The sequence below is a fragment of the Flavobacterium sp. genome (assembly GCF_052437795.1).
In the GTDB taxonomy this organism is placed as follows: Bacteria; Bacteroidota; Bacteroidia; order Flavobacteriales; family Flavobacteriaceae; genus Flavobacterium.
Map to the genome: position 1 here is coordinate 53,004 of NZ_JBQVPA010000008.1, position 25,891 is coordinate 78,894.

At 44.7% G+C, this 25,891-nt stretch carries 23 protein-coding genes; 15 read left to right on the top strand and 8 right to left on the bottom strand.

Annotated elements, in window-relative coordinates; all coding sequences use genetic code 11:
- Positions 1-14 precede the first annotated feature (14 nt).
- The 4 genes from ACT6R0_RS18050 to bglX all read left to right on the top strand — a co-directional run bounded on the left by ACT6R0_RS18050 (position 15) and on the right by bglX (position 6,310).
- Complete coding sequence (locus ACT6R0_RS18050; protein ID WP_444655285.1) at positions 15-1,472, top strand: RagB/SusD family nutrient uptake outer membrane protein; 1,458 nt, start codon at positions 15-17, stop codon at positions 1,470-1,472.
- Positions 1,473-1,511: 39 nt separating this feature from the next.
- Entirely contained in the window at positions 1,512-2,444 is a 933-nt protein-coding gene (locus ACT6R0_RS18055) for a LamG-like jellyroll fold domain-containing protein (RefSeq protein WP_444655283.1), read from the top strand.
- 137 nt (positions 2,445-2,581) lie between these two features.
- Positions 2,582-3,961, top strand: coding sequence for a glucoamylase family protein (locus ACT6R0_RS18060; RefSeq protein WP_444655282.1), 1,380 nt, complete (start codon positions 2,582-2,584; stop codon positions 3,959-3,961).
- Positions 3,962-4,066: 105 nt separating this feature from the next.
- Positions 4,067-6,310, top strand: coding sequence for a beta-glucosidase BglX (bglX, locus tag ACT6R0_RS18065; protein ID WP_444655280.1), 2,244 nt, complete (start codon positions 4,067-4,069; stop codon positions 6,308-6,310).
- A 55-nt stretch (positions 6,311-6,365) separates the two neighbouring features.
- Here bglX and ACT6R0_RS18070 read toward each other — a convergent pair whose 3' ends face one another.
- Together ACT6R0_RS18070 and ACT6R0_RS18075 are read right to left on the bottom strand one after the other, a co-directional pair.
- Positions 6,366-6,962 (bottom strand): hypothetical protein, encoded by a 597-nt coding sequence (locus ACT6R0_RS18070; RefSeq protein WP_444655279.1) that lies wholly within the window; start codon positions 6,960-6,962, stop codon positions 6,366-6,368.
- Between the two features lie 276 nt (positions 6,963-7,238).
- Positions 7,239-8,093, bottom strand: a complete 855-nt coding sequence (locus ACT6R0_RS18075) for a hypothetical protein (protein ID WP_444655278.1) — start codon at positions 8,091-8,093, stop codon at positions 7,239-7,241.
- Between the two features lie 208 nt (positions 8,094-8,301).
- On the opposite strand from ACT6R0_RS18075, the gene ACT6R0_RS18080 reads away from it, so the two are divergent.
- Positions 8,302-9,261 (top strand): ABC transporter ATP-binding protein, encoded by a 960-nt coding sequence (locus ACT6R0_RS18080; protein WP_444655276.1) that lies wholly within the window; start codon positions 8,302-8,304, stop codon positions 9,259-9,261.
- A gap of 66 nt (positions 9,262-9,327) precedes the next feature.
- Here ACT6R0_RS18080 and ACT6R0_RS18085 read toward each other — a convergent pair whose 3' ends face one another.
- Positions 9,328-11,751 carry a prolyl oligopeptidase family serine peptidase gene (locus ACT6R0_RS18085; protein WP_444655275.1) on the bottom strand — a complete coding sequence of 808 codons (2,424 nt, stop codon included), beginning with the start codon at positions 11,749-11,751 and terminating at the stop codon, positions 9,328-9,330.
- Positions 11,752-11,917: 166 nt separating this feature from the next.
- On the opposite strand from ACT6R0_RS18085, the gene ACT6R0_RS18090 reads away from it, so the two are divergent.
- The 10 genes from ACT6R0_RS18090 to creD all read left to right on the top strand — a co-directional run bounded on the left by ACT6R0_RS18090 (position 11,918) and on the right by creD (position 19,043).
- On the top strand, positions 11,918-12,931 hold the full coding sequence (locus ACT6R0_RS18090; protein ID WP_444655274.1) for a 3-oxoacyl-ACP synthase III family protein: 1,014 nt from the start codon (positions 11,918-11,920) through the stop codon (positions 12,929-12,931).
- Positions 12,932-13,159: 228 nt separating this feature from the next.
- A complete protein-coding gene (locus tag ACT6R0_RS18095) occupies positions 13,160-13,951 on the top strand; it encodes a hypothetical protein (RefSeq protein WP_444655272.1) in 792 nt (263 codons plus the stop codon).
- Positions 13,951-14,457, top strand: coding sequence for a L,D-transpeptidase family protein (locus ACT6R0_RS18100; RefSeq protein ID WP_444655271.1), 507 nt, complete (start codon positions 13,951-13,953; stop codon positions 14,455-14,457). Before ACT6R0_RS18095 ends, ACT6R0_RS18100 begins: the two co-directional genes overlap by 1 nt.
- A gap of 233 nt (positions 14,458-14,690) precedes the next feature.
- On the top strand, positions 14,691-15,296 hold the full coding sequence (locus tag ACT6R0_RS18105; protein ID WP_444655269.1) for a hypothetical protein: 606 nt from the start codon (positions 14,691-14,693) through the stop codon (positions 15,294-15,296).
- A 1-nt stretch (position 15,297) separates the two neighbouring features.
- Positions 15,298-15,594: a winged helix-turn-helix domain-containing protein gene (locus tag ACT6R0_RS18110; protein ID WP_444655267.1), complete on the top strand. Its 297-nt coding sequence runs from the start codon at positions 15,298-15,300 to the stop codon at positions 15,592-15,594.
- 56 nt (positions 15,595-15,650) lie between these two features.
- Positions 15,651-16,322, top strand: a complete 672-nt coding sequence (locus ACT6R0_RS18115) for a DUF1361 domain-containing protein (RefSeq protein ID WP_444655266.1) — start codon at positions 15,651-15,653, stop codon at positions 16,320-16,322.
- A gap of 43 nt (positions 16,323-16,365) precedes the next feature.
- A complete protein-coding gene (locus ACT6R0_RS18120; protein WP_444655265.1) occupies positions 16,366-16,767 on the top strand; it encodes a hypothetical protein in 402 nt (133 codons plus the stop codon).
- Between the two features lie 10 nt (positions 16,768-16,777).
- Positions 16,778-17,107, top strand: coding sequence for a hypothetical protein (locus ACT6R0_RS18125; RefSeq protein WP_444655264.1), 330 nt, complete (start codon positions 16,778-16,780; stop codon positions 17,105-17,107).
- 2 nt (positions 17,108-17,109) lie between these two features.
- Positions 17,110-17,421: a hypothetical protein gene (locus tag ACT6R0_RS18130; protein WP_444655263.1), complete on the top strand. Its 312-nt coding sequence runs from the start codon at positions 17,110-17,112 to the stop codon at positions 17,419-17,421.
- A gap of 308 nt (positions 17,422-17,729) precedes the next feature.
- Positions 17,730-19,043 carry a cell envelope integrity protein CreD gene (gene creD / locus ACT6R0_RS18135; protein ID WP_444655261.1) on the top strand — a complete coding sequence of 438 codons (1,314 nt, stop codon included), beginning with the start codon at positions 17,730-17,732 and terminating at the stop codon, positions 19,041-19,043.
- A gap of 153 nt (positions 19,044-19,196) precedes the next feature.
- Here the strand turns inward: creD and ACT6R0_RS18140 are convergent, their stop codons facing one another.
- The 5 genes from ACT6R0_RS18140 to ACT6R0_RS18160 form a co-directional block, all read right to left on the bottom strand.
- Positions 19,197-19,616 (bottom strand): hypothetical protein, encoded by a 420-nt coding sequence (locus ACT6R0_RS18140; protein WP_444655260.1) that lies wholly within the window; start codon positions 19,614-19,616, stop codon positions 19,197-19,199.
- A gap of 108 nt (positions 19,617-19,724) precedes the next feature.
- On the bottom strand, positions 19,725-21,164 hold the full coding sequence (locus ACT6R0_RS18145; RefSeq protein ID WP_444655258.1) for an MFS transporter: 1,440 nt from the start codon (positions 21,162-21,164) through the stop codon (positions 19,725-19,727).
- 45 nt (positions 21,165-21,209) lie between these two features.
- Positions 21,210-22,967 carry a family 43 glycosylhydrolase gene (locus ACT6R0_RS18150; protein ID WP_444655257.1) on the bottom strand — a complete coding sequence of 586 codons (1,758 nt, stop codon included), beginning with the start codon at positions 22,965-22,967 and terminating at the stop codon, positions 21,210-21,212.
- Between the two features lie 266 nt (positions 22,968-23,233).
- Complete coding sequence (locus ACT6R0_RS18155) at positions 23,234-23,533, bottom strand: hypothetical protein (RefSeq protein ID WP_444655256.1); 300 nt, start codon at positions 23,531-23,533, stop codon at positions 23,234-23,236.
- A 66-nt stretch (positions 23,534-23,599) separates the two neighbouring features.
- The gene (locus ACT6R0_RS18160; protein WP_444655254.1) at positions 23,600-25,429 is read right to left on the bottom strand and encodes a M61 family metallopeptidase; all 1,830 of its coding nucleotides are present in this window, start codon (positions 25,427-25,429) and stop codon (positions 23,600-23,602) included.
- Positions 25,430-25,891: the final 462 nt, after the last annotated feature.

Genomic DNA, 25,891 nt, shown 5'->3' on the forward strand with positions numbered 1-25,891 from the left:
TAAACAGAATTGAAATGAACAAGAATTTTCCATATAGGGCCATAGCCGGGATAATGATCGTTACAGCAGCGTTCACTTCCTGTGACGACGACCTAAACGTAGACCCACAGAATGCCCTTACAGAACAGGATTTTCTAAATAATCCTGATAATGCTGTACAGTTGGTGAATGGCGTATATAATAAGATGCTGGACTTTAACATGTATTCCTTTCCATGGATAGGCATGACCAGCATTACATCAGACGATGCCGATAAAGGATCCACACCAAGCGATACAGGCTCCGATAAGCATAAACTCGACGCGTTGACCTTTGACCCTTCAGATATTTCGTTCAACGATGTATGGCAGGGCAGGTATGCAGGGATCTACAGGGCCAATAACGCTCTATTTTATCTTGAACAGCTAACGATCAACCAGTCCTTAAAAGACAGGCTGATAGGCGAAGTAAAATTCCTGAGGGCATTTTGGTATTTTGACCTGGTGCGCTGCTACGGCGATGTCCCGCTTGTTGTACAGAAGATCGACCTGAACGATACCGAAACGATAAACCAAACCGTATTCGTAAGAAGGCCAAAAGCAGATGTTTATGCCCAGATCGAAGCCGACCTTACTGATGCGATAGGTAAACTGCCGCTGAAAAGCCAATATCCTTCTGCCGACCTGGGCAGAGCTACCAAGGGCGCTGCACAGGCTTTGCTTGCAAAAGCCCACCTGTACCAGCAGGAATGGGAAGCTGCATTTACCATGGCAGGAGAGGTGATCGGTTCGGGACAATATGATCTGATGGATGACTATGCACAGGTATGGCGTGAAACAGGTGAGAATGGTAGCGAATCGATATTCGAAGTGCAGGCAACGCTTACCAAAGGCATGATACAATATACCGATGTTCAGGGCCCTCGCGGAACACCGGATCTTGGCTGGGGCTTTAATACGCCTTCGGTGAACCTTTCTAACTCTTATGCGGCTAACGATCCACGCAGGCAGGCTACCATTATGTATGTTCCCGGCACATTGTGGGATGGTTTCATTGCTCCAACGACCTGGAACAACCCAAGGTATAATTATAAGTCGTACCAAAGCAGCATAGCCGAGTCGTGGAACGGCAACAAAGGTGAAACAGCAAAGAACCTCAGGCTGCTTAAATATAGCGATATCCTGCTGATAAGGGCGGAAGCAGCTTTCCATATGGGCAATACTACCGAGGCGAGCGACAGGGTAAATGAAATACGCGGCAGGGTAGGGCTTGGCGAACTTTCAGGCATCACACTACAGCAGATATACAACGAAAGGCGCTGGGAAATGGCCATGGAACACGACAGGTGGTTCGACCTGGTGCGCACCGGACAGGCGCAGGCAGCCATGGCGGCTGATGGCAAAACCTTTATTGTGGGCAAGCACGAGGTATTCCCTATACCTGAAGCTCAGATCGCAGTGAGTGGCGGACTTTTGACACAGAACAATTATTAACAATGCTAATACTAACTTAATTTTTTTAATTTTTTTACTATGAAAACAATCAAAATTTTTGCTTACGCCCTGGCAATTACTTCAGGGTTCGTATTTACATCTTGCGGCAGCGATGATTCGGATAACAGCCTTCCTCCGATCGGTGGGTACGATAGCGCGGATGAGGTTGCTATGGCAGACCTTTTGGCTTACTGGCCGCTTGATGGTGACGGAAAAGAAGAGAAATCAGGATCTACTCCTACAAATACTGTGGGCGCTTCATGGGTTGCCGGAAAAAAGGGGCAGGCAGTTAGCCTTTCTTCAGGTTTCCTAAAGTATGGTTCGATACCAGCACTTAACATACAAAATGGAAGTATTACTGTGAGCTGTTGGGCAAAGATCTCTAACACAAAAACTGCACCAAATGCTGAAAGTCACATTTCACCGCTAATTTCTTTCGCGGGTGGGCCTAATGCAAACGTTGGTAACCTTGCTATCTTCGGAAATACTCACGGACTTGTGACTAGCGACTCTATCCAGATGAAGGCAGAATTCCACTTCTCTAAGCCTGATGGTACTGAGTTTGGCGGCGATGCGATAAATCTTACAAAAATGGAGCAATGGATGATAGATGGCAATGCAGCCGGACAAAATCCTGCACATGCTGCTTTTGCTAATAAAATTGGCGGACAGTGGGCACATGTATTGTTTACTTATGACAGCGCTACAGCAATGGTAGGCCTTTATGTGAATGGTGTCAAGATATCTAACCCGGCTTGGGAAAGCAGGAACAATGGCAACCCAATGCCAATGTCATTCTTTACTCCAAACCACCCGATCATCGGTGCTCTTAATAGCGTAGCTGAAGGCACGAATGTTGATGCATGGAATAAAGCACTTACAGGCCAGGTGGATGAGATCCGCGTATACAAAAAAGCGCTTATCCAGGCTGATATTACAGCTCTTTACCAGCTTGAGGCTGCAGGAAGGTAGTTCTTAATTCCTATTATAAGTTAGCCCGGCGGGTGCGCCTGCCGGGTATTTTTTTTCCGCTTTATGCGAGAACAGTATTGCCCCCAATAATACTGTAATTCCAAAAATATTTCCAAAATCATCATCAAAATTCAACAATGAAAATTATCCAGTTATTCATCATCCTTACTTTATGCATCTCCTGCTCATCCTGCGATTCCAAAAATGATGAGAATGATGAAGACAACCCTCCGGTAACGGAGCCAATGACTGACGAGCAGATACTTGATCTTGCTCAAAAAGATGCCCTAAAATACTTTTGGGAATACGCACACCCCAATTCAAAACTGGCACGTGAGCGATACCATACCGATGATCCCGGGAATGATGCCAATATAGTTACCACAGGTGGGTCGGGCTTTGGGCTCATGACCATAATAGTGGGTATTGAGCGCGGCTTCATTCCGCGCGAAGAAGCAGTTACGAGATTGCAGACGGCACTTAACTTTTTAGAGAATGCCGACAGGTTCCATGGTGCATGGCCGCATTGGATGAATGGTACCAATGGCGATGTGATCCCGTTTGGCACAGTAGACAATGGCGGTGACCTGGTGGAAACCTCATTTTTATGCCAGGGGCTGATATGCCTTCGCGAATATTTTAAAGATGGTAACGATGCCGAGCAGGCGATCGCCCAGCAAGCCGACGAACTTTGGAAAGGCGTGGACTGGAACTGGTACACAAGGGGCGGCCAGAACGCGCTATACTGGCACTGGTCTCCGGAATATGAATGGCAGCTCAACTTTAAGCTGGAAGGCTATAACGAATGCCTTATAACATACATCATGGCAGCAGCATCGCCTACACACCCCGTAGGAGCAGCGGCTTATCACGAAGCATGGGCCAGGAACGGGAACATCGTTCACGGCGGGCAGCGTTACAATATACCTGTGGTCTTTAACTACAATGGGGCCACGGGCAATGTAGGGCCTTTGTTCTGGGCGCATTACTCTTACTTGGGAATGGATCCCCGCGGCCTTACCGACCAGTATGCAAATTACTGGACACTGGTGCAAAACCATGCAAAGATACATCATGCTTACAGTGTGGCTAACCCTTACGGTTTCCAGGGTTACAGCGATAAGGTTTGGGGATTGACAGCAAGCTATACGCGCAACCAGGATGGCTCAACAGGCTACAGCGCACACTCACCTGTAAATGACAGGGGCGTGATATCACCAACTGCCGCCTTATCATCATTCCCCTATACTCCGGCAGAATCGATGAAGCTGCTAAGGTTCGTATATGAAGATGCCGACTGGAAAGGCAGGCTTGTAGGGGTTGCAGGGCCGTATGATGCCTTTAGCATACACCATAACTGGGTTACGCCAAGATACCTGGCGATCGATCAGGGCACGATTGCCCCGATGATCGAGAACCATCGTACCGGTTTATTGTGGAACCTTTTCATGCAGGCGCCTGAGGTACAGCAGGGGATGACTACCCTTGGCTTCCACTCTACGCAGCATGGATTTTAAAGAATAGAATGATCAGGATTTTTTCATAGCAATTCTTTTTCAGTACCGTCTTTTGCTTTGGCGGAAGACGGTATTTTTTACAATTCAAATTCGAAATATATAATAATGAGATATACCATTACCTTACTCCTTCTTGTGGCTTGTTCTTTATCACTGCATGCGCAGAAAAAGAAAGCTGATAAAAAAATAAAGCCCCGCGATGAGTTTATTGCCGACCTGATGGCGCAAATGACCATTGACGAAAAAATTGCGCAAACCGTGCAATTTACTGCCGATGGTACCATAACCGGGCCCAAGGGAGGAGATAACTTTATTGAAGAGATCAAGAAAGGTAATGTAGGTTCGATACTGAATGCGACGGGCGTAAAATATACCCGCGAACTGCAGGAGCTCAACCTCAGGCATTCAAGGCTTAAGATCCCATTGCTTTTTGGCTACGACGTTATCCATGGTTACAGGACGATATTCCCAATAACACTGGGCGAAACCGCAAGTTGGGACCTTGAGGCTGCTGAGCTTTCATCGAAAATAGCTGCTGACGAAGCCACGGCATCGGGCGTGCACTGGACTTTTGCCCCGATGGTCGACATTGCCCGCGATCCGCGTTGGGGCCGTGTATCCGAGGGTTCGGGAGAAGATACATACCTTGGTTCTAAGATGGCCTATGCCCGTGTGAAGGGGTTTCAGGGTAATGACCTTAAAGCATTGAATACCATATTGGCCTGTGCCAAGCACTTTGCTGCTTATGGCGCTGCCGAGGCGGGGCGTGACTATAATACGGTTGACATGAGCGAGCGTACACTGCGCGAAATTTACCTTCCGCCATTTAAGGCTACGGTAGATGCGGGTGTGGGGACGTTCATGGCTTCATTCAACGAAATATCGGGTGTACCTGCTACAGGCAGCAAATTTTTGATGAGGGACATCCTGAAAGGCGAATGGAACTTTAAAGGCTTTGTAGTGACCGACTATACAGGCATGAACGAGATGATACCCCACGGTTATGCTAAAGATTCACTACAGGCAGGCGAACTTTCTATGAACGCCGGCATTGACATGGACATGGTGGGCGGCATTTATATGAAAAACCTGAAGAAGCTGCTTAGTGAAAGGCGTGTGACCGAAGCGCAAATAAACGATGCGTGTAAAAGGATATTAGAAGCCAAGTATGACCTTGGCCTTTTCGAAGATCCTTACCGTTACAACAATGCAAAAAGGGAAGCCGCAACGCTTACCAAAAAGGAATACCTTGATGCCGCAACACGCATTGCTAATAAATCAATGGTATTGCTGAAGAACAACAATAATGTATTGCCGCTACGCAAGGAGCAAAAAGTAGCATTTGTTGGCCCTTTGGTTAGCGACTACTGGAACATCATAGGGTCATGGGCCGCTACAGGTGACCGCCAGGGTTTTGCAGTAAGCGTGCAGGAGGGTGTCAATAAAATAATTACCGATAAGAGTAAGATAACATTCGACAAAGGTGTTGAGATCGTAGACCAGCGTCGCGACATGATACAGAAAGCCCTTGATAATGCGCGTAAAGCGGATGTGATCGTGGCTGTGATGGGTGAGTTTGAGAACATGACCGGAGAGGCAGCTTCACGCACCAACATCGACCTGCCCGGCATTCAGAAAGAATTCCTTTCCGAGGTCAAAAAACTGGGTAAGCCGGTTGTTTTAGTACTTATGAACGGAAGGCCGCTAACCCTTAGCTGGGAAAATGACAACATGGATGCCATTCTTGAAGCCTGGTATCCGGGAACTATGGGTGGTGATGCCATTGCGCAGACACTTTACGGTCAAAACAACCCAGGCGGCAAGCTGCCGATAACATTCCCAAGAACACTGGGGCAGGTGCCGATCTATTACAACCACAAAAATACCGGAAGGCCATATCTTGGTGTTTCAGATAAAGAACAGAAATACAAGTCCCGTTATATCGATTCGGATAACAGTCCCCTTTATCCGTTTGGTTACGGGCTTAGTTATACTAAGTTTGAGTATTCCAACCTGAAGCTGTCTTCAAAAAGCATCAGCATGGGCGGAAAGGTTAAAGTTAGCATAGATGTTGCCAACACAGGTAATTATGACGGGGAAGAAGTGGTGCAGCTGTACGTGAAAGATGAGTTCGGGTCGGTAACACGCCCTGTAAAAGAGCTGAAAGGCTTCAGGAAATTGCTTTTGAAGAAAGGCGAAAGGAAAACGGTGGAGTTCGAGATCTCTACGGATGATCTGAGATTTTACAACATAGATATGAAATTCGTTGCAGAGCCGGGCGATTTTGAGGTGTCGGTAGGCGGCAGCTCTGATGCGGACCTTAAAGATAAGTTTGTGTTAGTTAAGTGAGTTTAATTTTGTTGATCTTTGTGTGTAAAGGCTGTCTGAAGGGGACAGCCTTTTTTTATCTCCAGTCCGCATCGGATTTGTTGTGCCCAAAATAATAGGTAAGGCCTACAGATGCATTAAACATTTTTCCTGTAAAAGATTTAAGCGGGCCATCGCCTTTTGGAGGATGGATCCCATCAAACCTGAAGTGTTGGGTCATATTCAGGATAAACGATGTATCCAGAGTGAGTGCCAGCGATCTGTTGAGGTAAAGTTGCGGTGTAAGTCCAATGATGACATTCCCTATTTTATCGGTACCGGATTCAGTTTGGGAAGTTAACGAAGAATAGCCTAATCCGCCATGAGCCAAAAGATTAATATTTTTTCCACCACCATTCGTAAGGCTGATGGAGCGCCCAAGATTGTATACAGCCTGTACCGAGTAACGTTTGTAGTTGGATCCGAGCTCCGGGTTATCTCCTGTTCGGAACTTGTCTGATCCGTGATCGAATTTGATGCCCCAATATTCATCGACCATATACCTGAAGCCAATTTCGTAATGTGAAAAACCGGTAATGCCTGGGTCTCCGGAAATACCCATTCCGTAAGCAGCCTCAATGGAATATTGGTCATTTGGCTTTTGACACCAACATAGCACGGGTATAAGTAACATAAATAAATAGAACGATCTTCTCATAGTGTCGGCATTGCATTATTGTTTTGCAAATATAGGCTTAAACATTTGTAAACAATAAAAACCTACCTGAAGGGATCTGCGTATATATGCATGATGATCGATGGCGTAGGAATGGTTGCTATGAAAACTCCATGACAGTGTTGTTTATTTTTATTGGTTAGAATGGTAAGGGCGCCAATATGTGCGCCCTTATTTTTCTAAATATCTGCATTTAAAATAAACCAGATCTACATCCATTACTCTTTTGAATTCCTATTTTTTAGAGAGGCATTTTAAATATTCCTTTACCATTTTTGATGATTCTGTTTCAATTGGATCCGTATAAATGTAGAGTTTAATATCTGTAATGGTCTTTTTAGTGAACATAAGTATTTCTGCCTGAGTAAGCCATATGAATGCACTATATCTATAGCCCGATGAATTCGCATCAACATCAATTTTTGCTTCGGGTTTTGAAAACTTAGTCCCGTCACTGAATAATATATAAAGCCCCTTTTTATTTACGTTAAGCGTGCTTCCCGGTACACTTACACTTAAATATGTCGAAGACTTGCCTCCTTTTTTTACTTTCATGAAGCTTATCCCTTCTTCTGTTGGCGTATAATACGTCTCTGATTTTTCAAATTTATCAACTTCTGTTGTTATTTCATGGCAGAAAAAACCTTCAGGATAGTTGATACCTCCCACAACTTCAAGTTCATAGCTGCTTTCATATTCTGAATTGTAGGAATAATAAATAGTGCCGAATTCATCACTTTGTAATTCAATGGCGTATTGCTTTTTTTGCCAATCGTATTTGGGTACCATTTCATAAATAGCTAATACTTTAAATTCTTTTCCTACAAGCTTTTGATAATCAGAACGTGGAGCGTATGATGGGCCAGTAGGCAAGGGTTTATTATCTTTCTCCGGCTTTGTAAATTGTTTCTTTTCTTTATCGAATTCAATAAAAAAGTCCTCATAAGCATACTGTTGGAACATCTCTTGAATTTGTTTCGGTTTAACAATTTTATTCAAAAGCAATTCCGGACTAGTTCCCGGAAAATTTTGCGCAAATAATGTCAGGTTACACAATATCGTTATAAAAGTTAAAAGTGTTTTTTTCATTTGGTTATATTGTTTAAGTGCACAAATAAAATCATTTTTTATGATAAAATGCTATTATTATCTTTCGCCATTTTCACATTATTGCCCGTGAAATACCTTCAGCTTTTTGATTTTATATTATATCATGTAACACCTTATTTTTTGTTAACCTTTCCTACTAATGCTTTGAATTGAATACTTTTGCAAAAACAAATACGTTTCGCGCAAAATGCTCGCAGTTAAGAATATTTCATTCGGGTATACCGATACTACCATACTACATAACATTAGTTTTAATGCAAAGACCGGGCAGAACATTGCCGTCATTGGCGAAAGTGGCTGCGGAAAGAGTACGCTCCTCAAAACAATCTATGGGCTATATGACCTGAATGAAGGTGAGATAACCTATAAGGGCGAACCGGTTACCGGCCCTAAGCATAACCTGATCCCCGGGATGCCTTACATGAAATACCTCGCACAGGACTTTGACCTGATGCCTTTTGTGACTGCTGCCGAGAATGTGGGCAGTTTCCTTTCCAATTTTTATCCTGAAGAAAAGCAGCAGCGCATACGCGAACTGCTAGATATTGTAGAAATGGGCGCTTTTGCCGATGTAAAGGCTAAATTTCTTAGTGGTGGCCAGCAGCAACGCATAGCCCTGGCAAAAGTCCTCGCACTGGAACCCGAGATCCTTTTGCTAGATGAACCTTTTAGCCACATTGATAATTTCCGGAAGAATGCCTTGCGCCGCAACCTGTTCGCTTACCTTAAGCAAAAAGGCATTACCGTTATCGTCGCCACGCATGACAGCACCGATGCGCTTTCGTTTGCCGATGAGACCATAGTGCTAAAAAGCGGGAGGATACTTGACAAGGCACCATCAAAAGAAATCTACTACCATCCAAAAGATAAATATACCGCCTCACTTTTTGGGGAAGTGAACGAGATAAAGCTGGAGTTGCTTACCCTAACGCAAAATCCTGAAGAGACAGTGCTAATTTACCCGCACCAGTTAAAGATAACCGAAGGCGGCCCACTGCATGTAGTGGTTAAGCAATGCTACTTTAAAGGCAATCGCTATCTTATAAAGGCTGCGCTCAACAGGCAGGTGATCTTCTTTGAGCACTACAAGGAACTGGAAGTAAATTCAGAGGTGACACTGGCGGTGGACAGGAATGCTTTTGGGTAAAAAACAAAACCCGCACTATGTACGGGCCTGTCTATTATCTCTCATCTGGTATCTTTTCGTCAAAGACTACTTCCCTTTATTCTTTACATATTTCTCCAGCCACTGGTCTTGTTCCCAGAGTAGGTGCAGTATGCTTTCGATGGCGGAGTAGCCATGGCTTTCTTTCGGGAGCAATACAAGTCGTGCCGGCGCGCCAAAACCTTTCAGTGCATTAAAGTAGCGCTCGCTCTGCATCGGGAAGGTACCGCTGTTGTTATCAGCTTCACCATGTATCAGTAGCAAAGGTGTCTTCATTTTGTCGGCATGCGAAAAAGGCGACATGGCGTTATAAACCTCGGGCGCTTCCCAGTAATTACGCTCTTCGCTTTGAAAGCCAAATGGGGTAAGCGTCCTATTATATGCCCCGCTGCGGGCAATACCCGCCGCGAAAAGGTCGGAATGCGTGAGCAGGTTGGCCGTCATGAACGCGCCGTATGAGTGTCCGCCCACAGCTACACGCGTGCGGTCGATATAGCCTAATGCATCAACCGCGTCAATAGCAGCTTTGGCATCGGCAACCAGCTGTGTAATGAAGGTATCATTCGGTTCTTCCTTGCCTTCGCCAATTATAGGGAATGACGCATCATCGAGTACCGCATAGCCGCGTGTTACCCAATATACAGGCGAACCATAGTTGGGATAGGTGAAGTCATTAGCGTTTGAAGTGGTTTGCGAGGCGCTGTTCTTATCCTTGAATTCTGCCGGGTAAGCCCAAATGATGAGCGGCAGCTTCTCCTTTTTCTTTTTGTCGTAACCCGCCGGTAAGTATAGTGTTCCCGAAAGGTCCAGGCCATCAGCCCGTTTGTACTTAATCACTTCCTTGCTGACATTTTCGATCTTTTTAAACGGATTTTGGAAGAAGCTCACTGCAACCGGTGCGCTTTTCTTTTTAATGTTGATAAGGTAATAGTTCGGGTATTGGTTTTTCGATTCCAATTGCACCAGTACTTCCCCTTTTTTAGCATCTATCAACGATACTAATGATTCCTTCTTATCTGTGTATTTTGATTGGTACAGCCTTGTTTTCTTTTTAGAAACTAAATTAAACCGGTCAATGAACGGGAACTGTCCTTTCTCGGTAAAGCCATCGCCGATCAGGTAGGCGTTGCCGTCCTCAAGGTTCAGCACATAGCGACCCCACTCGTTGCGGCGGGTATCGAACGATCCCGGGTCGCTGTAGGTATCCTGGTAGTTCCTGTCGAATATCACTTCCGGGTTCTGCGCTGCATCTGAAGGGTTGAAGATATATGTCTTCGTATTGCGGGTATTCCACCAGCGGTCATTGATCAATGCAAGGTTGTCTGTACCCCATGTAATGCCTGCATAGCGGTTGGCCGTTTTTACAACACTTCTCGGTTTTTGCGTAAATGGCGCGGGTAATTCGAATACTTCATCACGGAAGGGAACTTCCACGACCGGGTCACCACCGTCGAGCGCTTCGACCCAAACTAATGTGGCGGGTTTATCGGCTCTCCAGCTGATGCCGCGTTTTCCTTTTTCTGTAGCCATAAAGCCTTTCGGCATGTCCTCTATCAGTGGCTTTTCGTTAAAGGTCTGTACCATTTTACCGTTCGCATCATACAAAATGCTCTTAGTAGGGAAACGGTCGAGCGTAACAATATACGAGAATGGCTTATGAAGCGTAGTTACCATTACATAATTGCCATCGGGCGAAAAACTGATGCCGCTGTACATGGCAGCCTCTTTCCATTTGGTGCTTTTTCCGTCGAGAGTAACTTTATAAAGTTCTGATGTGGTAAGGTTTTCAAAGTTGGTTTCATCGTTCTTGTTCTTCAGGAGGTCCTGATAAGTACGGTTCTGTGCTTTTGTACCATCGCTCACGGTTACTGTTGGCCCTGATGGGATCGCGCTTGCGGTATTGACGAGCGCAGCCTTATTTGCAGGCAGTATTTTAACGAGCAGGGCGTTACTATCGCGGAACCAGCTTACAGGGTTGCCCATGTTGGCATTGGCAGCAGCTTCAGTCAGTTTTTTTGCTTCAAGTGTTTTGATGTCTAAAAGCCAAACCTCTACACCTGTAGCGGTAGTATTGGTAAACGCCATTTTAGACTCGTCCGGCGACCAGGCGAAGTTGGCCATCTTTGGGTTTTGAGGCAGCCCTTTTACCTGAACGGGTTCTTTATCCTTCAATTTTTTGAACTTCAGGTTGTTTACATAAGTAACAGTACTGGAAATGTTGGTCTTTGGGTTGATGCGCAGCCCGCCCAGCTTCAATTCGTCTTCCGAAAGGTCTTCGAGGGTTTTATAAGCATTGCGGTACATCAGCAGCATGAACGTATTTTTGCTGTCCATCGAAACCGAAGGAGCACGTTCTACATCCACCAATTCAAGTATCTCTTTTGGCGGTTTTTGGTAGGTCAGGTTCTCCTGAGCCATTGCGGTGATCCCCGTAAGGATGAATGCCGCAATTGTAAAAATTGATCTTATCATTGGGTTCGTTTTTCAAAATATGTCGAAGGTAGGGATATGTTGTTACAGTTGCGAATGCTTTTAGCGATAAAATGCCGATAACTTAAATATTCCCAAACTATAGGTTTTCTTTTTTACGGAATGTTTATTTTTACAGCTTCGTTCCTACTAAATAATTAATATCCAAATGTATCACTCAAAAATAACCGGCCTCGGGCATTACGTTCCTGATAATGTTGTAACCAATGAAGACCTCTCCAAAATAATGGAGACCAATGACGAATGGATACAGGAACGTACCGGGATCAAAGAAAGGCGCCATGTGGTTCCCGGCGGAGAGGACACCACCACTACGATGGGCGTTAAGGCTGCCAAAATTGCCATTGAGCGCGCCGGCATCGACAAGGAAGATATCGATTTCATTGTGTTTGCAACCCTTAGCCCGGATTATTACTTTCCTGGCCCCGGCGTATTGGTGCAAAGGGATCTGGGCATGAAACGCACTGTGGGCGCGCTTGATGTGCGCAACCAATGCTCCGGCTTTATTTATGCGCTTTCAGTAGCCGACCAGTTCATTAAGACGGGAATGTATAAAAATATCCTCATCATCGGTTCTGAGCTTCATTCTAAAGGCTTGGACATGACTACACGTGGCCGCGGAGTATCGGTAATATTTGGCGATGGGGCGGGGGCAGCGGTCCTGTCACGTGAAGAGGATGCTACTAAAGGCATACTTTCGACACACCTGCATTCCGAAGGTCAGCACGCAGAAGAGCTTTCACTTATCGCGCCGGGCATGGGCAAGCGCTGGGTAAGCGATATCATTGCCGACAATGACCCTAATGATGAAAGTTACTACCCGTACATGAACGGCCAGTTCGTGTTCAAGAATGCGGTGGTTCGCTTCAGCGAAGTGATCATGGAGGGGCTTAAAGCCAATGATCTACAGGTAAGCGACATTGACATGCTTATACCGCACCAGGCCAACCTGAGGATATCGCAATTCATACAGCAAAAGTTCGGCCTGCGCGACGAGCAGGTGTATAATAACATCATGAAATATGGCAACACCACAGCGGCATCGGTGCCTATCGCACTGACCGAAGCGTGGGAGCAGGGTAAAATAAAAGAAGGCGATACGGTGGTACTGGCTGCTTTCGGTAGCGGGTTCACATGGGGAAGCGCGATCATTAAGTGGTAGACCTATTTCAGATTGTAGATTTTAGATTGAGCTTCACTCGGTTGTATCAATCTTTACCAAATTCATTCTGATACGCTTTGTTATTTATCTTCGCTGAACCACTACGTTAGGTTTCGACCGTAGCGCAGCGGAGTGGAGAGATCTCAAAATACTCCACTATATTAATGCCTCCGCAAACAAAAGTTTTGGGGGCTTTTTTTATTTACTTTTGGGAAAAACTATTGCAGTATGGCATTCAGGCATTCCTTCTTTATATTTTTATGTTTATCAATATTTAATTCCTGTCGGAAAGAACCTGAAAGTATTCCTGAACCTGTCGAAGAGCAAGCGATCGAAACTTCCGTGCCAAGCCTGTCGAAATACAGCGGGTTTTGGCTTTCGGAAAGTTATGTCAATGCGATTAAGAACCTAAAATCCGTTGACAGCGCGACTTTTGTGCAAAAGAGCATGGCGATCGGGTTTAGGATTATCCCTGATACCATTTCGAACAAGTCGGCCCTTCTTAACGTGCTGTGGCATTCAGAAGGCAGCACTGAAAGAGTTTATGCCGATGATAACCAAATGTTGTACTTTAATCCTCCCCGCCCTGACTATCCGCTGAAACATTTTATCATTGGTTTAAAAAATAATAAAATGGAGCTGGAATTTCCAGATACGGGTAAAAAAGAATATTACCTGCGTTACGAAAATCAGTATCAGGCCCTAAACCAATTGCTTTTTGCCGGAAAGTACAGGGATGCAATTACAAATGTTGCAATAGAACTTACAGAAGGCGGTAAAGTAAGCGGAATTCCCGATGTGATAACCTATAATCCTGTTTTCCAATTTGACGAATCCAATATTGAAGGCGTCGATGTTCTTTTCTTTTATAATGGGGAAAAGCGCAGTGAGAAAATGGGTTATGATTATCAATTAGCCTACCAGTACAAATTTGAAGGTGATACCCTTAAATTGTATGAAGTTCCAGAAGATTACGGCATAGAACCGGGTCCCTTAAAGTATAAGCTGGTAAAGCGCTAATGATGATCTGGATTTTCTTTGCCTTATTTACAGGTATGGCTACTTACTACATCCTCCCCGGAAAAAAACTTCCGCCCTGGAAAATAATCAACCGCCTTGTAGTCTACAAATCCAAACGCAAAATGGAAGCATGGTGCGGTGACGAACTACTGAAAACCTACACCATTTCGTTAGGAAAAGATCCCATTGGCCATAAGCAATTCAAAGGCGACTGCAAAACTCCGGAAGGTATTTACTATATTGACGGACGTAACCCGAATAGCGCCTTTTACAAAAACCTGGGCGTTTCGTACCCTAATGCTGCCGATAGTGCTCATGCCGAAAAGCTGGGCAAATCACCCGGCGGCGACATCAAGATACACGGGCTGCGTAACGGCAGGGGATACAGGGGTAAACTCCACCGCTTTAAAGACTGGACCGCAGGTTGCATTGCTGTTACCAATTCTGAAATGGAGGAATTGTACGGGGCGGTTGAGGATGGGGCGGTGATTGAGATTTTTGGGTAGTTTGTAGTGGCAGTTTGATTTTATAATTTACTATCTAACAAGTAGTCGTTGCGAAGAACGAAGCGATCTTCTATATAAAACCTGAAATACCATGGAAAGATCGCCGCGCTCCGTTCCTCCGCTCGCGATGACGTCCCTACGAACCTCAAACTTTAAATTTGAAACAAAAAAACTCAAAAATTCATTGCCATTCCAAATTTTATAATTTACTTTGCAATTCAAAGTACTTTTATATGGAAAACTACTTACAGGATATACAAGACATTCGGAAGATGATGGACCGCTCCACACAGTTCCTCTCCCTTAGCGGGCTTGCGGGTATCCTTGCAGGCGTCTATGCACTGCTGGGCGCGTATGCCGCAAAGCAGGTGTACGACATGAACTACGGAAATTACATTACACTTGAGAGCAACTCATTCAAAGCCATTGTGGGGATCGCGCTTGCGGTACTGTTAATGTCGGTAGTGACGGCTTTCCTGCTTACCGCACGCAAAGCTAAAAGGAGTGGCGAATCTATGTGGAACTCGACTTCAAAGAGGCTGGCCGTTAACTTTTTGATACCTTTGGCTACAGGAGGTATATTTTGCCTGCTCCTGCTGCGTAATGGTTACTATGGCCTTATTGCGCCGGTAACGCTCATTTTCTACGGGCTTGCCTGTGTGAATGCCAGTAAGTACACCATGCGCGATGTACGCTACCTTGGCCTTACTGTTATCCTCATTGGATTGGTTGCCGCCGAATTCACAGGCTATGGGCTGGAGTTCTGGGCGCTGGGATTTGGCGTATGCCATATACTGTACGGATCTGTAATGTACTATAAATACGACCGCAAGCAATAGTTTGAAAAATATACTGCAACATATCAATAAGGCCTTTGACCATCGCATACGCCTCGGGATCATGAGCATCCTGATGGTTAATGAGCATGCCGACTTCAATACCCTCAAGGAATTGCTGGGGGTGACCGACGGTAACCTCGCCAGCCATGCCAAAGCCCTGGAAGCAGAGAAATATATCATGATCGAAAAGCAGTTCATTGGCAAGAAGCCGAATACCCGGTACGTTGCCACAAAAGAGGGAGGAAAGGCATTCCGCGACCACCTTGATGCCCTTGAAAAACTGATCCAGAAGCGTTAAAGCTATTTTTTTATCCATAAACTTTGAAATGCAAAGTACTTTTAAAATAAATAATTATGAAAACTATCCGATCACCGCTCACAAGATCCTTCAGGCAGTGCGTTATGCTGCTGTTTATCACAACTTTTTGCTTCGGGATGCTCATGATCAGGGCTACGATTACCCATAGCCTTTTTTACTTTTTCCTTGTATGGAACCTGTTCCTTGCCGCGGTGCCATTTGTAATTACCACATTTATGCTCAACAGGGCAGGGGTTCAGCAAAGCAGGCCTTTATTTTACATAGCATTTATCAGCTGGCTGCTTTTCCTGCCCAATGCACCGTACCTCATTCCTGACTTTGTCCACCTGGGTAAAGCTCCGGGAGTGCCGTTATGGTTCGATGTACTGCTGCTGATCTCTTTTGCGATAACGGGACTGCTGCTGGCTGTCGCCTCAATGCGGCCTATGCACACGATGCTCATTGCCCGGTTCAGTTCTGGTTTTGCTGCAAAGGCAATGGTCGCGGCCTGTTTCCTTAGCGGCTTTGGGGTATACCTGGGCAGGGTATTGCGCTACAACAGTTGGGATGTACTGCACAGGCCGTTCGAGCTTACAGGCGATATTCTTATAAGCCTTATCGCTGCCGAAAGCTACCGCATCGCCTGGGGGATAACACTAGGTTTTGGCACGTTGATGTACCTGCTTTACCTGGTAAGCCGTACTATTTCTTTTCAAAAAAATTTATAGATATACTTTGAATTTCAAAGTAAAACAACCAAAAAATAAAAATATGAAACGACTTTTTAAAGCCGGCACAGCCCCGGTAACACCAACTGAACTTATCCATTATCCTGAGGGCAGCCTTGGCCTGCACCTTGGGACGTTCCTGCGCAGTAATTACAAAACAGGACCGGCACCGGATGCAGAGGATGTTTTTCGATTACTGCTTACAAGCAATGCCTCTAATAAGGAAGAGATAGGAATGCACTATTACCTGTCAGGTAACGGCGACAACGGCCTGCGCAGGCTGATGATCATGGGGGTAGGGGCGGTATGCTTTCCGCATATGATCATCTATTTCTGTAGAAGGTACCGTGACGGGAGGAAGGCCCTGCGCTTTTTCGACCTTGACCATTACAGGATGCTGCACCTGCCGATCGATAGGATAAAAGATGCTTTTTTAATACGATAAAAGTGAGATTATGGAAGATATTAAACCTTACGACATCCCGCTCGACGTACTGCGGACACTGCGCATACCCGGGATAGTTTTCTTAACATCATTGATCATAGGTACCCTTCTCCTGCTTGCTTTCCTTTTTACAGGCGAAACGGGATGGGTGGGCATCGGGTATTTTTATGTAATGTTCGCTGTTGCTGCCAATCTGCTGGTTTTGATCAGCATGATAATTTATGCTTTCAGGAAGCGTGACTACAGGTCTCTTATCCTTCGAAATGCGGCCATCCTGCTGGTAAACATCCCGATCGCTCTTGCCTACTTTTGGATCGCTATGGGCTATTTAAGAGGATGAGCGTGAAAACATCTACCGAAATAACTGCCCTCGACAATATCTATATGGCACAAAGGGCATTTTGGTGGTCGCTGGGAATAGGTACCATATTTGAACTTGCATTTATCGTTACCGGATGGCCGGGAATAGCATTGGCTGCACTTTTCTACATAATTGCTGCGGTGCTGTTTAACCTCGTCGTGTTCCTGAACAATGTCATCTTCCTATTCCTTAACAAGGAATACCGCCTGCCGCTGCTGGCGTATACACTGCTGATGTTACTTAACATCCCAATAGCTTTTACCTACTTTCTTATTCTAACCTGGAAAATATGACTATGAAAACAGGAGTGCACAACACTACATAAACATTGCCAGGATCACATTTTCGATTGGCTTATGCATCGAAATTGCCTTCCGGATTGCCTATGTCCTGACTAAAAAGGAAATATGGATACTTTATCTAATGATGTTTACCGTTTTTTTCGCCTTCTTCAACTTTGTTTTGCTTGTCTGGATGAATTTGGCCAATACTGATAAAGAAAAGGATAAAGCAGTGTTCCTCAATTCCTTGCTGCTTATGCTTTCCCCTCTATTACCATTCCTGTTTACACTAATATTCTAATAATCAAAAATCAATAACTATGGAGATCTCCAACCACGATCACAACGAAAAACCCAACACGGAACCAAACATTAATTTCATGCGATCTACCACCGCAAAGATCATCATGGTAGGCGTGCTAACCCTTGTGCTGCTTATTCCGCTGCAGTATGTGAAAAATCTTATCGAGGAACGTTCTCAAAGCCAAAAGAAGACAGAAGAGGGCATTACCCGCCAGTGGGGCGATAACGTATTCATTTACGGACCTGTAATCAAAGTACCTTACCAAACATCATCCTCAATAGAATATGCGTACCTGTTCCCTGAAAAGCTGGCTGCTGATGCCGATGTACAGTCGGAATCCCGCAGGCAAAGCATGTATGAGGCCTCTATATTCAATGCCAAAGTAAAGTTCGCAGGTAATTTTGGTACCCCCGACCTGAGTAAGGCTGCGATACTCCCTGAGAATTTGCAGTGGGAGAGGGCCACGATACTTATGAATACTAATGGGCTCAAGAGCATCAGGGGGGCTGTAGCCGTCAATTTTAACGGTACTAAGTATACTATGGAGCCCGTTGCAAATGAGTATACGGCTGATTCACTGATATCCCTTGAAACAAAGCCGATCAACCTGAGCGCTGCCCGAAGCGGCAAAATGCCTTTTAGCATGGATGTTACATATAGCGGCACCAAACGGTTGGGTATAGCCCCGATCGGTAAGATAACCGAAACGAAAATGACCTCCAACTGGCATTCGCCAAAATTCAGCGGCTACATACTACCAGAAAAGCAGTCAGTTTCCGATAATGGATTTAGCGCGACCTGGAAAATATCGCAACTCAACAGGCCGTTTGCTCAGCAGCATTTAGGGAAATTACCTAACTTAAAAGGCTATAGCTTTTATGTGGACCTCCTCATCCCTGTGGACGAATACCAGCAAAATATGCGGGCCTCAAAATATGGATTCCTTGTGATAGGACTTACCTTCCTCATATTTTTCCTGATCCAAAGCATCAGCAAGATCAGTATACACATCTTCCAGTATACCATGATCGGGCTTGCATTGGTGATGTTCTACACTCTGCTCATTTCAATAACCGAGCACAGCAGCTTCATGGCAGCTTATCTTATTGCGGGAATATCAGTCGTAGCCATGATAACGCTCTATTCCATTTCGATATTGAAAGATCGCAAATTCCCTATGTTCATCGGGGCATCGCTCAGTGCGCTGTATACATTTATTTACGTGATCATCCAGCTTGAAAATTATGCACTATTGGCAGGCAGCATTGGGCTGTTCCTTATACTGGGTGCAGTAATGTACTTTTCACGCAAGATCGACTGGAGTAAATAATAAGAATGAATTAAGATCCCATTTTTAGTTTTTTGGTTACCCGCGGTATGTTTCAGTACACCCGCGGGTTTTTATTTTCTATATAGGATAAGATCTCTATATTGCCGAAATGTAACGAAGTGGTTGAGTGAAGCTAAATGACGACCAAATATTTTATAACAATTCCTCTACCTTTATCATCGTATCTTCCTCTATTTTAAACGTTTTCCCTTTTACCTTGATGACATCCCCTACATTAAACTTTTTATACTGCTTGGGATCTTTCAGGTTCGGGATGCTTATGGTTGCAAAATACACTTCACCACTGGCCATATAAATTTTCGCGGTATAGCCATCTTTACCATTATTGATCTCGGTTATTTTTCCTTCAACAGTGATATCAGTGCCCTCGGTAAGCTGGGCGCTTTTATCGGCAACTTCCTCCTCAGGGTTAACACTATCCACATCGGTGGCGGTTTTGTCAACTACTTCCTGTACTGCAGGCTCTTCATTAACAGTTTCTGTCTCTTTCTTTTCATTGCATGCAAATGCCAAAAAGGCGATGAATGCGAGGGCAACAATTCTATTTTTCATGATCATTATTTTTCGTAAAGATAGCCCTTTTCGCACAAGGTATATGTTATCAAAAACAAAAAACCGCTCCTGATAAGGAACGGTTTTGTATAATTTGCAATAGCGGTATTAATGCCCGCCGCCGCTTACTTTCGTATCGAACGTAATACCCTGGCGCTTTAGTATGCCTTTTACAGCAATAGCATAAAATGCCAGGTAAGAGAAGCATATTACACCCACGATATAACTGGTCTTAATAGTGGTCTCGTCTGCAACTTTACCTTGTATAAGGCTCACAATACCTCCACCCATGATCATCATGATAAGGAAATTACTGCCCTGAGTGGTTTTCTTTCCAAGTCCACTTACAGCCAGCGTAAAGATACATGGCCATAACGTACTACAGAACAACCCTACGCTTGTAAAGGCATAAACGCTTACAGTCCCCTCAGTTGCCATACCTGTCAGTAATGCTGCAATGCCTAATATCGAGAACAGCATGAGCATTGTTGCCGGGTTGCCTTTACTGGCAAGGTCGGCAACGATAAGCACTAGTATGATCGCCGCATATACATAGAATGGCGCAAGGTCGTGCTTAGCAATCGCGTTAACGCCCAGGAATACCCCGAACGCAAGGTAAGGTGCGACAAACTTGAATATTTTCTGCATCGTAACGTCGCTTGTAAATGCCTCAACAGCCCCGCCCCAGCGGCCAATCATAAGGCTAGCCCAGTATAAGGATATGTAAGGAGCAACATCTTTGGTAAGGAAGCCAAGGTCCTTCTCCAGGTAAGCAGGCAGGTTCGCCGCCGTAGAGACCTCAACGCCTACATATAGGAATATGGCAAGCATACCCAATAAAAGCTGTGGATACTGCAATGCTGACTTACCCGATTCTTTAACATCTTCAACGATATTTTCTTCTGTCGGCGGATGATTAGGGAGTGATGAGAATTTCAACAGTATGGCTACAAGGACAAATGCTGCACCCAGGATTAGGTAAGGCATTTTTATATCCTCGATATTTACGTTCGGGTTTGCAACTGCCGGGTCACCAAAAAGCGCATAGCTCACGATAAGCGGCCCTATCGTCGTACCGAAATTGTTGATTCCGCCGGCAAGCGTAAGGCGTTGTGAACCGGTGGTAATGGGTCCTAGCGCTATCGCCAGCGGGTTGGCAACAGTCTGTTGTAATGAAAAGCCAAGCCCAACAATAAATAAGCCCGAAAGCATTAATGGAAAAGATTCCATATTTGCCGCGGGAATGAATAGTAAGGTCCCGAGTGCAGAGATTACAAGGCCGGTTGCAAGCGAGTTCTTGTAACCCAAACGCGATACGATATCCTTTTTGGTAAGGAACGAAATACCCATATAAAGCAGTGCGCCCACAGTGTAGGCTACATAAAAGGCAACAGACACATACATACTTTGTGTCTGGTTCAGGTCAAAGGCCTTTTTGAAAACGGGGATGAGGATATCGTTACTCGCGGCAACGAAGCCCCAAAAGAAGAAGACAGTTACCAGCGGTATGAACTGGCCCCACCTTGTTTGTACATTTGTCGAACTCATAGATGTTTAAAGGGTTAATGTGAATATTTGGATTTTAGAATTTGGTTACTCTGATCTTTTGATCTCTGTCCGTGGCCCGATACCATTGGCATTAAAAGCCTCGATCTGGAAATAGTAGGCATCGCTCCGGTCCAGTCCGCTAAAGTAATACTCATTTTTGCCATATACCATAATTGAACCGTATAATTTATCGGCAGATTTGCCAAAATAGATCACATAGCCATCGGCATTAGGCTCCTGCTGCCATTTGAACCATACATTGCGGCGCTCACCCTTCTTTTTAGCCTCGGCGCGTAAAGGAACGAAATTTTTCACTTCGCCCGGTTTTTCGCTATTGCCTTTGCCAAACACCCTGAACCCGCACAATGCGAACTTACCGGTTGGCATGGCGATGTTCTCGAGCTTGAGATAGCGTGCCAATGCAGGTTTGCTTAATTCGATATAGTCGTGCGGAACGTCTTTTGTATTTTTGCTTTTGTCTACAAGCACATCCCATTTCTTCCCATCATCCGACGAGTAAATAATGTACTTGTGCCCTGTAGTGGTAGCAGGTTTGCCCATCAGTTCGGCATCCTGATCGGCGTAATTGATCTGTATCGCATTGATGGTGCTTTTCCCGCCCAGGTCTGTTATGATGTATTCGCCTTTACTGGCTGTTTTTGCGCTCCAGTATGTCTTGATGTCCTCATCCACGGCAAAATTAGGCTGGAAACCGCCCAGTGTCGACGATACCTGTACGGGCTTATTGTAGTTGAGCAGCATCCATCCGGCAAACGAAGCCATGCCCATATGCCCTTTATTTTGCGCTGGAAGGTACGTTGGGTAATCACCATAGGCAGTGTTGCTGTACATAATGCCATCTTTGTCAAAACCGGCAGGCCATATGCCTAAACGCCTCTCAAAGTTATTTTTTACAGAAAGCACCACTGTAGATATGTGCCAGTAAGCATTACTGGCATCCTGGTAGGTAGCGCCATGTCCGGCCCCGCGAGCAAAACCGCCCGGTTTGTAGGAGAACGGGTTATGCGGCTGGTATTCGAACGGTCCAAGCGGGTTAGTGCCAACGTAAACGCCATCGGCATACCCACTGAACTCAGTGCCAGGCGCGCCATATTGCAGGTAGTATTTACCGTTATGCTTTGTCATGAAAGCGCCCTCTGTAAAAGGTTGTAAAAAGGTATTGTCATTATGTTCGCCAAAGCGCTCCCAGCCATGCTCATCGTCGTTCAGCGCCAAAACGGGTATCACTTCGCCTTCAGGCTGGAATGTCTTGCGGTTAAGTTTCACACCATACAGCGGATACAGGTTACTCGAACCGTAGTACAGGTACACCTCGTCCTTTTCCTTGTCCCAGAATATCTGCGGGTCCCAGGCACCGGCCTCAAATTTATGAACGAGCTCCTTCCAGTTATCGCCTTCGGGCTTTGTACTCATCCAAATGGGAAAGTCCTTGCTATGTGTAGATCCTACCACCAACAATGTATCATTTACAAATGATACCGATGGTGCGCACAATTCATCATATACCTTATGCTCAGGCCTGAGGAACTTTCGAGGGATGAACTTCCAATCCACCATGTCCTCGCTATGCCAGTAGCCCCATTGGTTGGTAGAAAAGAGGTAGTACCTGCCTTTGAAAAAAGTTATCACAGGGTCCGCGGTAGCGCGGTGCTTGCCCTGTGTTACAAAGTTGGGTATCGGGCAATAACCGTAATCGATGTTAATGGGGTTACAGTACGTTTTCTGTTGGCTGTACACTGCGGAGAATGTAAGGCACAATAGTATGATGGCGAACTTTTTCATTATGATAGTTCCCTGATCACGGGAGCGGTGTTTTGGATTCAAAAATTTTATAAATATACAGATATGGCATGGCATTATTATTGATCGATCTGCTAAAAAAACCTTTTGATATTGCGTTTCTGTTTAAAAATGCTGAAATAAAAAACGTTTGAGCTGAGGATAGTATAAAACAGCTATTAAAGTAGGAATTAATTTCTGCGATAATGGCAAAATAATAAGGCTGCCCATTACAGGCAGCCTTACAATATTTATTGTAAAATTGATATCTATTTTGACAGCAAAAGGTTCGTAAGCTTAATGTTCCCTGTATTTACCAGATCGGCAATGTAAACGCTAAGTCCAAAACGCGATCCATCTATGCTTGTGCAGAATTTTGCGGTAGCAGGCTTTTGTTGTCTTATTAGATCCTTTGGTTTTTCGGGCCTTGCAGCAGGGATCTTTTTGGCTTCTGCAGTAACGTTTACAGCCTTTTCAATAACAGGCGGCCCAATGTGCTCATCAGACGTGTTTGCCATCGCTGTAGCGCCACAAGCCAGCATAAAAGAGATAAACAAAAGCTTTTTCATAATGGATAGTTTTTTATTGGTAGTGTAATTGGTTTAAATGCAGGTCATAAAGATACTAAAAAAACATTAGCCTTTTAGCCAGCCTTCCTTTATTTTTGCCTTGGAGGCATCGGTTGCGTGGTAGCCGTCAACTTCTTCTACTGGCATTTTTACTTTCCCTTTCAAAAGCTGTTCCTTACCATCGCGCTTGATCTTTACCGTAATGGCATCGCCGTCCTTCCAGCCCATGCTCACCTCGATCAGGTCATAGATGTTGTCAAGGTTATAATTGGTGTTATTAACGGCAAGGATAGCATCACCGCCTTTAATACCCAGGGTGTCCATAAAGTCATTTCCTGTAATATTTGGCAATACTACGATCTCCTTGGCAGGGTTTACTGTAATGTAAGGTATCTGCATTTTTTTCAGGAATGGGTTACCTGGCTGTTTTACCGAGTTTTTTGTCACGCCCACTTTAGCAAAATACTCATCGTAGTTAATAGGCGTGTTGCCTGCTACGTAAGTAGCAAGGAATTTGCCTACTTCAGGATAGGTAAGTTCAGTGATTTTTCCAAACAGGTCGGCATCGTTAAATGGCTTGCTGCTGCCGTAGGCTTTAGACAGGTCGTGCATCAGGTCAAGGATTCCTTTTTCTCCTTTGCTGCTTTCCCTCATCTGGATGTCGATGCACATGGCAATAAGTGCACCTTTAAGGTATACATTATAATAGGCATCTTTATACGGCTTATCAAGGATGTTCTTACTCATGTTGGTAAAGTTCATCGTATCGTCAAAGTTTTTCGACGTTGCGATCTTTTCAGCTATCCTTGCATAGAAATCGTCTTCAGTTATCAGCCCTTGGTTGATCTGGAACAGGTTGGCAAAATATTCGGTCACACCCTCATACATCCACAGGTGTTCGCTCATTTTTGGTGTGTTATAGTTAAAGTTGTGGATCTCTTTAGAGTGTACGCTCAATGGCGTAACAATATGAAAAAATTCATGGGATACCACATCTTTCAGCATTTCTTCAAGTTGGTCCAACGGCATGGCTTCCGGCATTACTACAGTAGTAGAGGTAGTGTGCTCCAATGCGCCCGTACCTTTTGCATCGGTAGATGTACCATTTGTAAGGTAAAGCAGGACACTATATTTTTTTGTACTGTTTATCGGGCCAAGGAATTTCTTTTGGGCACGCATCATTTTTTCCATGTTCGGAGTAATGTCTTTGGCCTTGACAGCACCGGTAGGGGAGTAGACACTGATAAGGATATCCATGTCGTCTACCTTAAAAGTAGTGTAGTCTGGCTTGGAGTACATGATAGGATTATCAACAAGGTCAGGATAGCGGGATGCTGTAAAAACATCGATCTCGTTGCTGGCGTTGGTATCGGTTAGCGATGTGGCAGCCCAAAGCGAAGCAGGATGAGTGATGGTTACCTGGTAAGGTAATTCGCCTTTGCCTTCAAAATAACCAACGAAGCCGTGCATATTCAGTACGAAGTTCTCTCCGGCTAAGATATTGGTGCCTGCGGGAGAAAAAATATCATGTGTACCTTCAATGTCATAGGTGTCATTTACAAGGTAAGTCAATTTAGCTAGTTTCTTTGCTCCGGTGATTTTCCATGAGTTGTCATCGGCCTTAGCTACTGCGAGCTCTTTACCTTTACTGTCGTAAGCCTTGAAGTTTTCGATGTATTTACCGTAATTGTCTTCAGAATAAGTGCCCGGAACTATTTTAGGTATAAAAAAGGTAGCCGTTTCAGAGTCGAAAGCAGGTGGTGTTACAGTAACCATTACCTTATCATCCTTTACATCTTTAAGGTCGATAGTTACCTTTACATCCTTGCCTTTCTGGGCAAAGGCAGCGCTGCCTAAAGTAAGGGCCAGGGCAAGCGTACATATAAATTTCTTCATTTTTATGATTTTGATATGCGTGTTAGTAGAATGAACCCCTATTTTGTTACAGGAACATTTAAAATTTTAACAAAAGTCGTTTGCAGATCCTTAAACCCCGGTCACTACAATATATTAGTATAGATTTTCGCAGAGCGAATGGCTTGGGCATTTTTGCCGTCTGTTTTCCTGCTCTCGCCTCTATCCCACCGTTCCACTGCGGGGATACCGGCTCCATCAGGGCTAAGGGCCAGCTTTTAGTTTCCTTGCGATGTAGCGAGGCAATGCTTGCGTCACTTGGGAAAGAACTTTAGGTACCTATTATATATAAATGAGTACTTTTTTTTGCTGCTGCAAGATTCTTTGTACCCTTTTGAAAACCTTTGTGCCGGTCGTCGTAAAACAGTCAAAAAAACTTTTCTTTGCAAGTTATGTCTTATCAGTAAGTTAAGTAAAAGTTAATTAAAAAAGTAAAAAAAGGTT

Bases quoted from the DNA above. Each gene is read 5' to 3' on its own strand.
- ACT6R0_RS18050 (WP_444655285.1), top strand. From the start codon at position 15: ATGAACAAGAATTTTCCATATAGGGCCATAGCCGGGATAATGATCGTT.
- ACT6R0_RS18055 (WP_444655283.1), top strand. From the start codon at position 1,512: ATGAAAACAATCAAAATTTTTGCTTACGCCCTGGCAATTACTTCAGGG.
- ACT6R0_RS18060 (WP_444655282.1), top strand. From the start codon at position 2,582: ATGAAAATTATCCAGTTATTCATCATCCTTACTTTATGCATCTCCTGC.
- bglX (WP_444655280.1), top strand. From the start codon at position 4,067: ATGAGATATACCATTACCTTACTCCTTCTTGTGGCTTGTTCTTTATCA.
- ACT6R0_RS18070 (WP_444655279.1), bottom strand. From the start codon at position 6,962: ATGTTACTTATACCCGTGCTATGTTGGTGTCAAAAGCCAAATGACCAA.
- ACT6R0_RS18075 (WP_444655278.1), bottom strand. From the start codon at position 8,093: ATGAAAAAAACACTTTTAACTTTTATAACGATATTGTGTAACCTGACA.
- ACT6R0_RS18080 (WP_444655276.1), top strand. From the start codon at position 8,302: ATGCTCGCAGTTAAGAATATTTCATTCGGGTATACCGATACTACCATA.
- ACT6R0_RS18085 (WP_444655275.1), bottom strand. From the start codon at position 11,751: ATGATAAGATCAATTTTTACAATTGCGGCATTCATCCTTACGGGGATC.
- ACT6R0_RS18090 (WP_444655274.1), top strand. From the start codon at position 11,918: ATGTATCACTCAAAAATAACCGGCCTCGGGCATTACGTTCCTGATAAT.
- ACT6R0_RS18095 (WP_444655272.1), top strand. From the start codon at position 13,160: ATGGCATTCAGGCATTCCTTCTTTATATTTTTATGTTTATCAATATTT.
- ACT6R0_RS18100 (WP_444655271.1), top strand. From the start codon at position 13,951: ATGATGATCTGGATTTTCTTTGCCTTATTTACAGGTATGGCTACTTAC.
- ACT6R0_RS18105 (WP_444655269.1), top strand. From the start codon at position 14,691: ATGGAAAACTACTTACAGGATATACAAGACATTCGGAAGATGATGGAC.
- ACT6R0_RS18115 (WP_444655266.1), top strand. From the start codon at position 15,651: ATGAAAACTATCCGATCACCGCTCACAAGATCCTTCAGGCAGTGCGTT.
- ACT6R0_RS18120 (WP_444655265.1), top strand. From the start codon at position 16,366: ATGAAACGACTTTTTAAAGCCGGCACAGCCCCGGTAACACCAACTGAA.
- ACT6R0_RS18125 (WP_444655264.1), top strand. From the start codon at position 16,778: ATGGAAGATATTAAACCTTACGACATCCCGCTCGACGTACTGCGGACA.
- creD (WP_444655261.1), top strand. From the start codon at position 17,730: ATGGAGATCTCCAACCACGATCACAACGAAAAACCCAACACGGAACCA.
- ACT6R0_RS18140 (WP_444655260.1), bottom strand. From the start codon at position 19,616: ATGAAAAATAGAATTGTTGCCCTCGCATTCATCGCCTTTTTGGCATTT.
- ACT6R0_RS18145 (WP_444655258.1), bottom strand. From the start codon at position 21,164: ATGAGTTCGACAAATGTACAAACAAGGTGGGGCCAGTTCATACCGCTG.
- ACT6R0_RS18150 (WP_444655257.1), bottom strand. From the start codon at position 22,967: ATGAAAAAGTTCGCCATCATACTATTGTGCCTTACATTCTCCGCAGTG.
- ACT6R0_RS18155 (WP_444655256.1), bottom strand. From the start codon at position 23,533: ATGAAAAAGCTTTTGTTTATCTCTTTTATGCTGGCTTGTGGCGCTACA.
- ACT6R0_RS18160 (WP_444655254.1), bottom strand. From the start codon at position 25,429: ATGAAGAAATTTATATGTACGCTTGCCCTGGCCCTTACTTTAGGCAGC.